This is a genomic window from Candidatus Bathyarchaeota archaeon (genome assembly GCA_018396705.1).
GTDB lineage: Archaea > Thermoproteota > Bathyarchaeia > Bathyarchaeales > Bathycorpusculaceae > DRVP01.
Genome location: JAGTQZ010000004.1, coordinates 175,762 through 188,408 on the forward strand (window position 1 = coordinate 175,762; position 12,647 = coordinate 188,408).

The 12,647-nt window shown below is 44.7% G+C and carries 15 protein-coding genes; 10 read left to right on the plus strand and 5 right to left on the minus strand.

All coding sequences use genetic code 11. From position 1 onward, the window contains the following. Positions 1-96 precede the first annotated feature (96 nt). The gene (locus KEJ24_04720; protein MBS7647117.1) at positions 97-2,658 is read left to right on the plus strand and encodes a molybdopterin-dependent oxidoreductase; all 2,562 of its coding nucleotides are present in this window, start codon (positions 97-99) and stop codon (positions 2,656-2,658) included. A gap of 2 nt (positions 2,659-2,660) precedes the next feature. Further along, a complete protein-coding gene (locus KEJ24_04725) occupies positions 2,661-3,509 on the plus strand; it encodes a carboxypeptidase regulatory-like domain-containing protein (GenBank protein MBS7647118.1) in 849 nt (282 codons plus the stop codon). A 73-nt stretch (positions 3,510-3,582) separates the two neighbouring features. Here the strand turns inward: KEJ24_04725 and KEJ24_04730 are convergent, their stop codons facing one another. Beyond that, on the minus strand, positions 3,583-4,515 hold the full coding sequence (locus KEJ24_04730; GenBank protein ID MBS7647119.1) for a DMT family transporter: 933 nt from the start codon (positions 4,513-4,515) through the stop codon (positions 3,583-3,585). A gap of 26 nt (positions 4,516-4,541) precedes the next feature. Between KEJ24_04730 and KEJ24_04735 the strand changes: the two genes are divergently transcribed. Beyond that, complete coding sequence (locus KEJ24_04735; GenBank protein MBS7647120.1) at positions 4,542-5,243, plus strand: hypothetical protein; 702 nt, start codon at positions 4,542-4,544, stop codon at positions 5,241-5,243. An 11-nt stretch (positions 5,244-5,254) separates the two neighbouring features. After that, positions 5,255-6,052 (plus strand): orotidine 5'-phosphate decarboxylase, encoded by a 798-nt coding sequence (locus KEJ24_04740; GenBank protein MBS7647121.1) that lies wholly within the window; start codon positions 5,255-5,257, stop codon positions 6,050-6,052. Positions 6,053-6,054: 2 nt separating this feature from the next. On the opposite strand, the gene KEJ24_04745 is transcribed toward KEJ24_04740, so the two are convergent. Then, a complete protein-coding gene (locus tag KEJ24_04745) occupies positions 6,055-6,207 on the minus strand; it encodes a ribbon-helix-helix protein, CopG family (GenBank protein ID MBS7647122.1) in 153 nt (50 codons plus the stop codon). Between the two features lie 53 nt (positions 6,208-6,260). Next, positions 6,261-6,614 carry a hypothetical protein gene (locus KEJ24_04750; protein ID MBS7647123.1) on the minus strand — a complete coding sequence of 118 codons (354 nt, stop codon included), beginning with the start codon at positions 6,612-6,614 and terminating at the stop codon, positions 6,261-6,263. A gap of 281 nt (positions 6,615-6,895) precedes the next feature. On the opposite strand from KEJ24_04750, the gene KEJ24_04755 reads away from it, so the two are divergent. From KEJ24_04755 to KEJ24_04765, 3 genes are read left to right on the plus strand one after another with little or no spacing between them, the layout of a single operon-like run. Then, on the plus strand, positions 6,896-7,357 hold the full coding sequence (locus KEJ24_04755; GenBank protein ID MBS7647124.1) for a hypothetical protein: 462 nt from the start codon (positions 6,896-6,898) through the stop codon (positions 7,355-7,357). Between the two features lie 3 nt (positions 7,358-7,360). Continuing rightward, on the plus strand, positions 7,361-8,560 hold the full coding sequence (locus tag KEJ24_04760) for a GMP synthase (GenBank protein ID MBS7647125.1): 1,200 nt from the start codon (positions 7,361-7,363) through the stop codon (positions 8,558-8,560). Between the two features lie 56 nt (positions 8,561-8,616). Beyond that, positions 8,617-8,928 (plus strand): arcadin 1, encoded by a 312-nt coding sequence (locus KEJ24_04765; protein ID MBS7647126.1) that lies wholly within the window; start codon positions 8,617-8,619, stop codon positions 8,926-8,928. Here the strand turns inward: KEJ24_04765 and KEJ24_04770 are convergent. Beyond that, a complete protein-coding gene (locus KEJ24_04770) occupies positions 8,912-9,241 on the minus strand; it encodes a hypothetical protein (protein MBS7647127.1) in 330 nt (109 codons plus the stop codon). The two genes, KEJ24_04765 and KEJ24_04770, sit on opposite strands and share 17 nt — an antisense overlap. A 157-nt stretch (positions 9,242-9,398) precedes the next feature. Between KEJ24_04770 and KEJ24_04775 the strand changes: the two genes are divergently transcribed. Beyond that, positions 9,399-9,674, plus strand: coding sequence for an acylphosphatase (locus KEJ24_04775; protein MBS7647128.1), 276 nt, complete (start codon positions 9,399-9,401; stop codon positions 9,672-9,674). Between the two features lie 12 nt (positions 9,675-9,686). Here the strand turns inward: KEJ24_04775 and KEJ24_04780 are convergent, their stop codons facing one another. After that, positions 9,687-10,094 carry a hypothetical protein gene (locus KEJ24_04780; protein MBS7647129.1) on the minus strand — a complete coding sequence of 136 codons (408 nt, stop codon included), beginning with the start codon at positions 10,092-10,094 and terminating at the stop codon, positions 9,687-9,689. A 96-nt stretch (positions 10,095-10,190) separates the two neighbouring features. On the opposite strand from KEJ24_04780, the gene KEJ24_04785 reads away from it, so the two are divergent. After that, a complete protein-coding gene (locus KEJ24_04785; GenBank protein ID MBS7647130.1) occupies positions 10,191-11,228 on the plus strand; it encodes an RNA 3'-terminal phosphate cyclase in 1,038 nt (345 codons plus the stop codon). Positions 11,229-11,231: 3 nt separating this feature from the next. Further along, the gene (locus tag KEJ24_04790) at positions 11,232-12,635 is read left to right on the plus strand and encodes a DUF402 domain-containing protein (GenBank protein ID MBS7647131.1); all 1,404 of its coding nucleotides are present in this window, start codon (positions 11,232-11,234) and stop codon (positions 12,633-12,635) included. Positions 12,636-12,647: the final 12 nt, after the last annotated feature.

The window sequence follows — 12,647 nt, forward strand, 5'->3', positions numbered from 1 at the left end:
TTTATATCGTAAACAACAAACTTTAAGAAAGAGGTGGTGGGGAAAGTGCACGAGTTTGAGGCTGGTTTTGGGCGAACACTCGAAGACGGCACCAAGATCTTCACTAATTGCACTGTTGGCGGGCCTGTCTTTGTATACGTCAAAGATAGAAAAATTATACGGGTAACCCCAATCGAGTTTGGACCTGATGATGCGGAGTCTTGGGTCATTGAAGCTAGAGGAAAGTGTTTCAAACCTCCAAGAAAGTCGCTACTTGCGCCCTACGTAATTGCTGCTAGATCTAGGGTTTATTCGCCGGAAAGAGCTCTTTACCCGCTTAAAAGAGTTGATTTTAACCCTGATGGTGATAGGCACCCAGAGAACAGGGGTAAGTCAGGATACGAGCGAATAAGCTGGGAGGAAGCTTTTGATATAATTACAAAGGAGATCGAACGTGTAAAAAGACAGTACGGTCCAGCGGCCATAGCTGCAACTGCATCTTCTCATCATGAATGGGGAAACATAGGATACCGCCATAGTGCATTCTTTAGATTCTTCAACCTTTTAGGTTTCACATATATCGACCACAACCCGGACAGCTGGGAAGGATGGCATTGGGGGGCAATGCACATGTGGGGTTTCTATTGGAGGCTAGGCGTTCCAGAACAATACGACCTGCTTGAAGACGCTTTAAAGCACTGTGAAATGATAGTTTTCTGGTCGTCGGATCCCGACTCAACTCGTGCTATAGGCTATCAGGGATACGAATCTGCTCCTTGGAGGCAATGGTTGAAGGACCTTGGAGTGAAAATGATTTTCATAGACCCTCACTATAACTCTACTGCTGTCCTTTTTGCGGATAAATGGCTTGCGCCTAGACCTGGAACGGATACCGCGTTGGCCTTAGCTATTGCTAATGTGTGGATAACTGAAAATAGGTATGACAAAGAGTACGTGGCAACGCATACGTATGGATTCGATGAATTTAAAAAGTATGTGCTCGGAGAAGAAGACAAAACGCCGAAGACTCCTGAATGGGCTGAAGAGCTTACTGGAGTTTCTGCTAGGGAAATAAGAGCTCTGGCGAGGGAATGGGCGTCCAAAAGAACAATGTTGGCTGCTGGAGGACTTGGCGGATGGGGAGGCGCTTGCAGAGCAGCATATGCAACTGAATGGGCTAGGATGATGGTTGCGCTTGTCGCTATGCAAGGTCTAGGCAAACCAGGAGTGAACATTTGGAGCACCACCCAAGGCGCGCCTTTCAACGCAGACTTCTATTTCCCGGGATATGCAGAAGGCGGGATATCAGGCGACCCGCAAAAGACTGCAGCCTCTTTTGAACTTTTAGGCAGGGGAATGACCAAAAAGCCTACGACTTGCCCAGTCCATGATAATCATCACATACCTAGGCTATTGTTGCCGGAATGCATATTGAACCCACCCGTTGAATGGAGAGGAAGAGGTTTCTGTGGCGAGTCAATAGAGCATCAACTTAGACTATATAGGTATCCAGCAACAGGGTACAGTGAAGCTAAAATACTGTACAGGATTGGCGGGGCATACATTGGCACGATGACTGAAACCAACAGGTGGGCTAAAATGTACCGGAGTCCAAAACTGGACTTGATCGTAAGTCAGACTTTATTCGTTAAGGAACCGGATACAAAATTTGCTGACATAATTCTTCCCGCGTGTACAAACTTTGAACGCTGGGATATAAGCGAATGGGCTAGCTGCTCCGGTTACGTCCCGCATTCCTCTTGTGGAACCAACCATCGGGTTATAGTACTTCAGATGAAATGTATAGAACCTTTAGGAGAGTCTAAAAGTGACTACGCAATATTCGCTGAGCTAGCTAAAAGACTTGGCTTTTACGATGAATTCACCGAGGGCGGAATGACTGAACTGGATTGGGTTAGAAGAATGTTCAATGTAACCGACATATCAAAGTATATATCCTGGGAGGAATTCAAGAGGAAGGGATACTTTGTTGTACCTCTTCCAAAACCATATAGGTCAACACCAGCCTTACGTTGGTTCTACGAAAACCGACCCCGTGACACTCCTGATTGGGGTCCGGCTCCACGGGATGCTCCAGTTAACAAGGTGGGCTTGGCGACGCCCACTGGGAAAATAGAGTTTGTCTCTCAATCACTTATGCGTTTTGACCCCGGAGATAAAGAGAGGCCCCCAGTACCACATTTCATCCCTTCATGGGAAGGCCATTTGTGCGAAAAAGCAAAGACGTACCCGCTTCAGCTAATTTCAACACATCCTCGATTCTCCTATCATACACACTATGATGGCAAGGGAACGTGGATAAATGAAATTCCTGAACATAGAGTCCTTAAAGAGGATGGGCACTATTACTGGGTTATAAGGATAAACCCGAAGGACGCTGAACCACGAGGAATTAAAGACGGAGACATAGTTAGAGTTTATAATGACAGGGGTTCTGTATTATGTGTTGCAAGAGTCACTGAAAGAATTCGGCCTGGTGTTGTGCATGGTTGGGAATCGTGCAACGTCTATGAACCCATAGGTGAACCGGGAGATCCAAAATCAATTGATAAAGGAGGCTGCCTTAACCTGTTAACCCCCTCAAGGTTTATATCTAAAAATGCTTGCGGTATGGCGCCTAACTCCTGTTTGGTTGAGGTTGAGAAATGGAGGGGTTGAAAATGGTTAAATGGGGTTTGGTTGTAGACATAACGAAATGCAATGGGTGCTACAATTGTTTCTTAGCTTGTAAGGATGAACACTGGGACAATGACAATTTGCCCTACTCTGCGCCACAACCTAGGCATGGACATTTCTGGATGCAAGTTTTCACAAGGGAGAGAGGCCAATTCCCCCATGTGCGCGTGGCATATATGCCCGTACCCTGCATGCACTGCGACAACGCGCCATGTATTAAGGCAGCTAAAGATAACGCGATCTACAAAAGACCAGACGGGATAGTGATAATTGATCCACAAAAGACAATCGGCCAGAAAAATCTAGTCAATTCGTGTCCCTATGGCGTTATTTTCTGGAATGAGGAGAGAAGAATTCCGCAGAAATGTACTTTTTGCGCCCACCTCCTTGACAAAGGCTGGAAAGAGCCGAGATGTGTGCAGGCATGTCCAACTGGAGCACTGATATTCGGAGACCTAGACGACCCTAACAGTGAAGTATTCAAGCTGGTTGCGACTGGAAAAGCCGAACCGTTTAAACCGGAACTTGGCACAAATCCAAGGGTATATTATATCGGGTTGTACAGATTTACTAAAGAATTCATCGCAGGAAGCGTGGCCTTCAAAGACACCGACGAATGCGCAGAAAACGTCAAAATAACTCTTATTAACAAAGAAGACGGCGAAACTAGAACGACCTTTACGAACGCGTTTGGAGACTTCGAGTTTGACGGATTAAATCCAGGCGAATACTCGATAAGCTTTGAGTATTCAAACTACCAAGCGAAGAGTATAGAAGTTAAATTAGATAAAAGTACATACATCGGCTACGTTTTTCTTGAAAGGACTAAATAGCCCCTTTTTCTTTTGTTGACTAATAGTTGATTTTAACTGTTCTGTGGATTTTATGTCTCCAACTTTAGGTGGGTCAACCCACAAATACCATGAATAACCCAACAACAATTATAGATCCGGTTGCGACTTTGGCTGTCACTTTTTCATGGAGAAAAACTGCTCCAGTTAATGTTGAAAATAGTGGTGTTGTCGAGGAGATGGGAACAGCTTGTGATTCTGGTATTAGAGTAAAGCTGAACGTTAGAAGGAACCACCCTAAACCTATTGCTATCAAGCCGCCGAACACGAGCATAGCCGCGTTTTTCCATCCAACTTTTAAGGAGTTAATTCTCTTTCCATTAGTTAGCGAATAAGCAAGTAGCAAAACTGTAACGGCAAAAAGTCTCGTTGTGTTCACGGCGTAGGCTTGTTCGAGGCTTTTTGCACTTTTTATGGCTATGTTGATTAGAGAAATGCTTATGGACCATGCTATGGCTGTTGAAAGGGCGTAAACTAAACCCTTTAGATGAGGCTTCTTCACGAACTTTTCGTTATTCGCCTCTGTTTTTTCATTTGTTAAAAGCCACATACCCACGACTATCGTTGTAGCTCCCATGATCACTTGAGGAGTTATGGTTTCGCCAGCGAAAAAAGCCCAAATAAGGTTAAAAAGCGGGTAGGTGCATGTTATCGGAACAGCCCTTGAAACACCCAATGTTTTTAGGCTTAACATGTAGAGTGTGTCGCCAAGCCCTAAACCGATGGCTCCGCTGACGCTTGCTAAAAAGATATCTCGAGTTTGCAGTTCAGTAAGAATCATATTTTTTCTGGTAATTACTAAAAACAAAATGAGAGTGAGACTTGTTCCTAAACAACGCACGGTGTTCGCTTGAATGGATGAAGTCGAGGACAAAACCCGCCTATAAAGGATGGCTGAAAACGTCCAGCAGAGGGCTGCTCCGAGAGCTGCAAACTCGCCTATCATGGAGGGAAAAACGTAAAGCCCTAGATATTTAACAATTTTCAATAACCTTGTGAAAAGGACGTGTTAAAATGTGCTTCAAAGTATACTGGTGCGCTGAAGTATCAACCAAATTTCCACAACTGGCCATATGCATTGGCATAATAAACAATATTTTAGTGGAGAGAGAAAACGAGAGAATCAGAGAACTTAAAAGGGCTTTATGCGTCGAAGTTAGAGCAAAACATGATGTTGAAAAGCTGAAGGATGATCCTGTCGTTCGTGCGTATAGAGACTTCTACTGGAAACTTGGCATAGATCCGACGAAAACAAGACCTTCCGGCGAGGCTCTGTTGCGACGCGTTTTACATGGCGGAGAATTACCAACTATTTCAACGGCTGTTGACGCCTACAACTTGGCTTCAATGATGACAATAATTCCAATAAGCGGCTTTGATCGGGACATGCTTCATCCACCTTTCAACATTCGCTTCGCCGGGGAAGGTGAACTCTTCATCGGGATCGGTATGGACAAGCCTTTAGTCTTGAAAAGTAACATGCTTGTCTTAGCTGATGCAAAACAAGTTTTGTGTATTTATCCGCATAGAGATGCAGACCAAACAAAAATAACTGAGAAAACGAGAAATGTTCTGCTGGTGGGTTATGGTGCACCTGGCATAACTGAACAACAGCTTGAAAAAGCTGTAAAAACAGCCTTAGATTATATTAAGTTGGCTTGCGGTGGTGAAATAGAGACGGTAAAAGTTTTTAGCTCCACGCTCAAACAAGTTTAGGGTGTCCTGGTGTGGCTTTTCGTGAGAAAATCAGAGGAACTGCCCAAAATAAGCAGACAAACGTTGTTTTAGCTCTAGATTTTCCTTTTGAAAAACTAGAAAATCGCCAAACCCTTTACAAGAGAGCAGAAAAGATCATCAACACTATTAGTCCCCACGTTTGCGCTGTCAAATTTAACCATCACTTGGTTTTGCCGCTTGGTGTTTTCAACGGCATTCAAAAACTTTTAGAAAGAGCACATGAGCTAGAGCTTCCTACAATAATGGACTGCAAGGCAAACGATATAGGCGATACAAACCGCGTTATAGCGGAATACTATTTTGAAGCAGGTTTTGACGCTTTAATAGCAAATCCCTTTGTGGGATGGGAGGAGGGTCTAAAGCCAATTTTTGAAATTGCAAAAAATCAGGGCAGAGGCGTCATTTTACTCGTTTACATGAGTCATAAAGGGGCTTGTGAAGGCTATGGGCAGAGGGTGATAGACGCTGAAAGCGGACTGGAAACAACTCAATACATGGTTTTCGCCAGAAAAGCCCTAAAGTGGTGTGCAGACGGTGTTGTGGTCGGCGCTACCTACCCAGAAAAAATAAAAGAGGTGCACGCTGTTCTCCAAGGAAAAATCCCAATTTATTCACCCGGCATTGGCGTGCAAGGAGGTGAAATAGAATCCACTTTAAGGGCTGGAGCGTTTTACCTAATTGTGGGTCGAGCAATAACCCTCGCGGAAAACCCAGCTGAAGTCGCGGAAAAAGTTAAGCGTCTTGCGTGGCGGTGTCTAACCACGTCATGTCATAGAGCCGAGGTTTAGTCTTATCTCTCTCTTCTTTCCCAAAGTTCCTTTTTAAGAAGGTCCCTGACTGCTGACCTTATGGCAGCGCTTCTGCTTGGATACATGTTCGCCCTAACAAGCTCATCCAAACCCTCCAAGTAGGCTTCAGGTAACAAGACTGTTACAAGCTTCACGTTATCTCCCCTCCAAACATATTATGTTTATAACATGTTGTAAATATAAGAGTTTAACCAAGCTTTCCATAAAGGTTAACGCTTTCCTGCATTGCCTGAAGCTCTTTAAACATGCTCTTAAAGGTTTTTGGGATATCCTCCACGTAGAGGGCACGGCGACGAATGCCCTCTTGGACAGATCCAGCTGCTATCAGAAGGGCGCCTAGAACGTCGCTTATAGTGGGGTCTGGAAAAACGAGTAGAGCCAATCCCAGCTTTATAAGCCAAGGCTTTTGGCCATTATGCCAGAGTTTCTTCGCGTTTTTTACCTCCTGCACAGTGTCCTTCATAGAGCATAGGAAGTCACTGTAACTTTTATTTAATTCTTTTAATGCATCTGAAACGGCTTTCAACTGTTTAGTTTCCATTTTGGAGCCCCCACGAAGGGGTTCTGCCTTCTTGGGTGATGGTAATAATAGGATGAATTGCAGAAAAACTTTGACCAGCCACAGCGGTCATATACGGGGTTTTTCGTTTTTTTAAGGTTGCTGTTTTTTAAAGTCTCATCCAAATTTCAGCAGGGCCTTTTCCCTAAAATTTGTATTTTACCCGTTAAAATTTGAGAAAATCCACAAGCATCTTCTAACCGAAAGCGTTATTTTTCGAGCAAAACAACTCAAAAAGAATGTCACGCCTTGGCGGTATCGCTATGTCAACGGAAGAACATTATGGCTTTATTTTGATTTCTGATGCGAATTGGTGGGAAAAGCTTTGCCAAAGAACAAAAAGCAACCAAAGTTTTCACACTTTTGTGCGTCGAAGCCTTGTGGGTCCAGTTTACACTGAAAAGCTGCTTTTTTATGTTAAGCGGCCTTTCATGCAAATTAGAGGCATTGCTGACTTTGTGGAGCGTGCAGCCGGCAACGCTGACGAGCTTTGGAAGAAGTACGGCGGCGAGACATGTTTGGGCTCTTTTGAGGATTATATCCAATTTTTGAAAGGCCGAAAGAACGCCACATTCATAAGGTTTACAAATTTTCAAGAGCTTAAGGTTCCAATTTCGACGGAGGCGATGAAAAAGGTTTTAAGTATCTCGAGGATACCAAGAGGCGGTAAATACATAAGCCACAAGGCGCTAAAACAGCTATTAGTTAAAAATGGAGCGGTTTAATACATGAATAGTTTTAACCCCCAAAAATTTGTTGAAATACAGGTTGAAGCCTTACGCAAGGCTATAGGCGATCAAAAAGCGCTTGTGGCAGTTTCTGGCGGTGTGGACAGTACCACATGCGCTGTTTTAACGCGTAAGGCTATAGGTGAAAACTTGGTTTGCGTGATATTAGATGACGCCTTCATGCGAGAAGGCGAGCCCGAAAAAGTGGCGGATATTCTTTCAAAAGAACCCTTCAACGTGCCGGTGAAAATCGTAAATGTCCGCGAACGCTTTTTAAACGCCATGAAAGGTTTAAGGGACGCGGAGGAGAAACGGAAAAAATTTCGTGAAACTTTCTACAATGTCTTAAGCGAGACAGCTAGGAAAGAGGGCTGCACAGTTCTGGTGCAGGGGACAATCCGCGCTGACGTTGTGGAAACTGTTGGCGGAGTAAAAACCCAGCATAATGTTCTCGAACAGATTGGCATAAATCCCGTGGAAAAATTCGGCTTCAAAGTTGTGGAGCCGTTGCTCACGCTTTACAAGGAACAAGTGCGCATGGTTGCGAGATATCTAGGCTTGCCGCCAGAAGTCTCTGAAAGGCAACCGTTTCCAGGTCCAGGTTTATCAGTGCGTATTGTAGGCGAAATCCGCCGAGACAAGCTTGAAACCCTCAAAAAAGCGACGTCAATTGTTGAAGGCTTGCTTGCCGAGCATAAGCCAAGCCAGTTTTTCGCCGTCATAATTGATAACGAAGAAATCCGAGAACCTTCCATGACTCATATTCAGGAATCGATGGCAAGACTACTAAATGTTCCCTCTAGAAATGTTCACGTGAAAGTCTTCAAGGATATGGCTACTGGCGTGGAAGGCGGCAAACGGCGCTATGGCAAAATTGTAGGGATAAAAGTTGAAACAGTCAATGGAAAAGTCTTTGAAACACCCGTTTCAAAGCTTGTTTCCTTACAGGCGAAGATAACCAGCGAGAATCCAGCCGTTACAAGAGTGTTGTATGCTGTCGGCGATGTTGCAGAGAAGAAGCCCTACGTTATAGGTGTAAGAGCTGTTCAAACGAAAGACTTCCTAACAGCAGAAGTTTCAGAACTACCATGGAAAACCTTGAAAAAAATAGCTGAAGAAGTTCTTACAGAATGTCCAAACGTTTCAACACTTTATTATGATGTTACGCCTAAGCCGCCGGCTACTATAGAAATGGAATAAACCTAAATAGTAGCAACCTATTCTTTCTTCCGTGAATGCTTATGTTCCAGGTTAGAGTGAACAAGATTGAGTCAATACGCGACCTTGACGGAAACCTTGGAAAACGCATAGAACTTGTTGAAGAACGGCCTATTCCACAGTTTGCCATTAGACCTCAAACTGAAGAAGCTAGGGTTGTCCAAGAGGTATTCCAGGCTCTGCAACAGCAATTGCCCATTTTTCCGGCAAGGGCGCAGTTTAGTGTCCCGAAGATAATATTATTTTTGACTGAACAAGAGTATGAAAGTCTAGGTATAGACTTTGACGTTAACCAGGTTTATGAGATAACCCTTGAAAATCAGTCCATAAAGTTTAGGAAAACTTCATGAGAGCCCTTCTAATCTTTTTGAGGGTGGAGTATTTCGGGTGGAAGGATAGGACAAACATCATGCTCCGCAGCGCACTGCACACTTGCTCTAAGGTTTGCTCTTCGTCTTTGTCACAGTAAAGCGGCACAGGTTCCTTAATTCCGTCTTTATAGTACACGTATACCGGCGTGTTGCCATTAACCGCTACGACTTCGAAGTTTAGGTTTAATCTTCTGGCGGTTTTCTCAACAGCAGCTCTCACAACTTTCAGTCTTTTCCTACGTGATGCTAAATTCGGAGCGTAAACCAGAAATTTTCCATAGCTGGCTTCCAAGCCTTAAGCCTCCGAAATTTGGGTTTTGATGTTTTGCTTTTAAAGCCAGTGGTGAATTGTCAGAAACCCTATGAGGAGAGAGTTAAGTTAAAGTGAGAGGCTTTAACGACTAAAATTTAACGTGCTGTTAAATTAGGATGGATAAGGGTGCTGGTTTATGAAGGTTAGGGCACATGTGTTTGTAAGCGGAAGAGTACAAGGTGTATTTTTTCGGCATGAAACTAGGCATGAAGCTCAGCTGCGCGGGGTGAAGGGCTGGGTTCGCAACCTCCCTGACGGCAGAGTTGAAGCGGTCTTTGAAGGCGAAGAAGAAGCCGTTAAACAACTCATAGAGTTTTGCAAACATGGACCGCCGGGTGCAAGGGTAACAGGCGTAGATGTCAAATGGGAGAATTATACTGGCGAGTTTAAGGATTTTGAAATAAAATACTAAAGCTAAACAGTGCTATGACTTGATTTTTGGTATGCGGAAGTGGCTGTCTCTTCCAGCGCTGACATAGTCGCCGCCCGCGCCACGCACTATTTGGGCTATCTTCGCGAAGTTTTCAGCGCCCAAATACTGGCGGGGTGTAATCTTGATGTATTCACCTTTGTCCTCAAAGTTTAAAAGCCCCTCCAAATCTTCTGGAAACATCATTTTAACGTCCTCTATACCTAAAGGCTTCTCGAGTGGCGGTTGCTCAGGAGTTGTTATCTGTGTTGGTGGGGGTTTTTGTTGGCCAAGCTGCGAAACGGCTATGGACTTCAGCGATGCTGCAACTATTCTTAGGTCCTCGGCGATGTTATTTAAAACAACAAGCAGCTCGTCTACTTTTTCGGCGAGCTTTTCAATGCGCTCTTTTTCTTCACTCATGTTTGAGTTCACGCCCTTTAAACCCTTAATACCCATAGCCCTATTTATTAATTGTTTGTAAAACAATAGGTCTAGACAAAAGGGGTTTAGCCACGCTTGATTGAAATTGATGGAAGCCAGAAAAGCGGAAGCGGCACAATACTGAGGCTTTCGGTAGCCCTAGCCTCCATAATCGGTGAGTCCATCCACATTTACAATATTAGGCAGAACAGGCCGCAGCCAGGCTTAAGACCCCAACATTTAGAAGCTGTCTTAACTGCAGCGAAACTCTGCGACGCAGAAGTGAAAGGAGCTGTCTTAAATTCTCGAGAACTTTGGTTCATGCCTAGAAGCATTAAGGGCGGAAGGTTTGAGGCTGAAATTGGCACAGCTGGAAGCATTCCTATGTTGATAATGACAGTTTTGCCCATATGTATCTTTGCTGAAAACACTGTTCGTTTGCACGTTTCGAAGGGCGGAACTGATGTTTCCAACTCACCGACGATAAATTACATGCGAAACGTTTTCCTTCCAGTGTTGAGGCGTATGGGCATAAATGCAGCCATAACTGTTCGTAAGTACGGCTACTATCCGAAAGGTATGGGTGAAGCTATATTAACCGTCGAGCCATGCAAGGAGCTTAAACCTCTTTCCATAGAAGAGTTCGGCATACTAAAAACTATTAAAGGTGTTTCTGTATGTACTTTTCTAGCTGACAGAAGAGTTGCTGAACGACAGGCGGAAGCCGCTAACAACTATCTTCGCGGCAAAGGCTTAACCGCGGACATCCAAATAATAAATGATCACTCTAATCCATTACAGAAGGGCAGCTCGCTTGTCCTTTGGGCTGAAACCGACAAAGGCGCTGTCCTAGGCGCAGACGCTATAGGTGAACTGCGGAAAACCAGTGAAGCGGTGGGTGTGGAGGCAGCTGAAAAACTATATATGGAGGTTAATTCGAGAGCCACTGTTGATGTGCATTTAGCTGATATGCTGATTCCATACATAACCCTAGCAAGGGGGAGATCCGTCTACTACACGAGGGAGCTTTCTGACCATTTAGAGACAAACATTTGGCTGGCCGAACTCCTTTTAGGTGTTAGGTTTAAGGTAGAGAAGGTCAACGGCCTTTACAGAGTTGAAAAGGTTGGCTAGGCCTTGAAGGCGAGAGTTAGAGGCATATACGCCACAGCCCTAACAAAGTTGTTGTTGGAAAACGGCTTTAAAGTTGTCCAGCCATCCCAAGCTATAAAGTTGCGTTTCGGCATGGCTGACAACAGTGAGCCTCCAGACATTAAAATTGAAGATAGACATGACCTCCAAGGAGTTGTGGTGCTAGGCAAGAGGGAAGCCGTAAAAGCCTTCAAGACCATCCTACAAGCAATCCTTGAAGATGCTATAACAAGAGAATGGGGCGTAAGTGTGGATGGCATATACAAAGGCTGCATCATTGGCGAAGACGAGATGGGCCTTTATGTGAAAATTGGAAACGAAGCCGTGGGGGTTCTCCCAAAAAACGAAGCCTCAATCCAAAATCAGAATGAAATCCTTGTGCAAGTTGAACGGAAACGTATTGGCGGAAAAACTCCAATCCTGACGACGCAACTGAAAATTGTCGGAGACTGTGCCATTCTCATCCAAAATGGCCGCGTAGGCGTAAGCCTAAAAATCCGAGACGTCGCCAAACGGGCGGAGCTTTACGCTTTGGGGAAGCAGCTGGCGCCTGAAGGCTGGGGTATAATCTGGCGGAAGCCAGCAGCCCATAAACCAAGAGAAGTCTTAGAAAACGAGGTGAAGATGCTTGTGGAAAAAGCCAAGGTTTTAGCTGAGAAGGCTTCCTCAGCCACAGCGCCATCCCTCCTGGTTGAAGGCTTACATTTCATGAGCGTTGAGTTTCCAAGCATTTCAAAAAGAAAGTTGGATGCTTTGAGGACTTTGGTCACGCCAACCTTAGATGGGCATCACTTCTATAAGAGTTGTGGCGGCAGAGTTTCCGCCGCGTTAGAGATGGCTGAAAAACTTTTAGAGAAAGGGCAAAGCCTAGATGAAGTGAAAAAGCTTTTCGTGGAGCAGACAGCCGCTGAGTTTCCAGAAGAAGGCGTGACTGTGAGTGTGGAGCATGTAAAGCTTAGCGGTGCGGTCTTTAACCTTGGACAGGCAATCCTTGAAGTCCTAGACAACGGTGAGATACGCTACTGTAGGACCATGAAGACTGACGGCTTTTACGATGGTCTGGGCACTGTTAAGGAGGCTGGCGACCGGGCGGTGAGCCAGACAAAAACCGGCGAGTGGCACATCATAACAAACTATTACTCGAAGGATAGTGTGTGGAAAGGAGCCTACATAAACATAAATACACCAGTAGAGGTTTATCCAAACGCCTTACGCTATGTGGATTTAGAGGTTGACATTTGCATCCGTCCAGACGGCGAAACCAAAATACTCGATATGGAAAAACTGGATAAAGCCTTAGAACAAGGTTTGATTGGCAAGCTGCTCTATGAAAGGGTAAACGCTGAAGTTAAGGAAGTCCTTGAAAATAAACCGGCTGTGCCACGTTAACCTTAAGCTAGT

Excerpts from the sequence above, each read along its gene's own strand:
- KEJ24_04725 (MBS7647118.1), top strand. The coding sequence starts at position 2,661 with ATGGTTAAATGGGGTTTGGTTGTAGACATAACGAAATGCAATGGGTGC.
- KEJ24_04735 (MBS7647120.1), top strand. The coding sequence starts at position 4,542 with ATGTGCTTCAAAGTATACTGGTGCGCTGAAGTATCAACCAAATTTCCA.
- KEJ24_04750 (MBS7647123.1), bottom strand. The coding sequence starts at position 6,614 with ATGGAAACTAAACAGTTGAAAGCCGTTTCAGATGCATTAAAAGAATTA.
- KEJ24_04755 (MBS7647124.1), top strand. The coding sequence starts at position 6,896 with ATGTCAACGGAAGAACATTATGGCTTTATTTTGATTTCTGATGCGAAT.
- KEJ24_04760 (MBS7647125.1), top strand. The coding sequence starts at position 7,361 with ATGAATAGTTTTAACCCCCAAAAATTTGTTGAAATACAGGTTGAAGCC.
- KEJ24_04775 (MBS7647128.1), top strand. The coding sequence starts at position 9,399 with ATGAAGGTTAGGGCACATGTGTTTGTAAGCGGAAGAGTACAAGGTGTA.
- KEJ24_04780 (MBS7647129.1), bottom strand. The coding sequence starts at position 10,094 with ATGAGTGAAGAAAAAGAGCGCATTGAAAAGCTCGCCGAAAAAGTAGAC.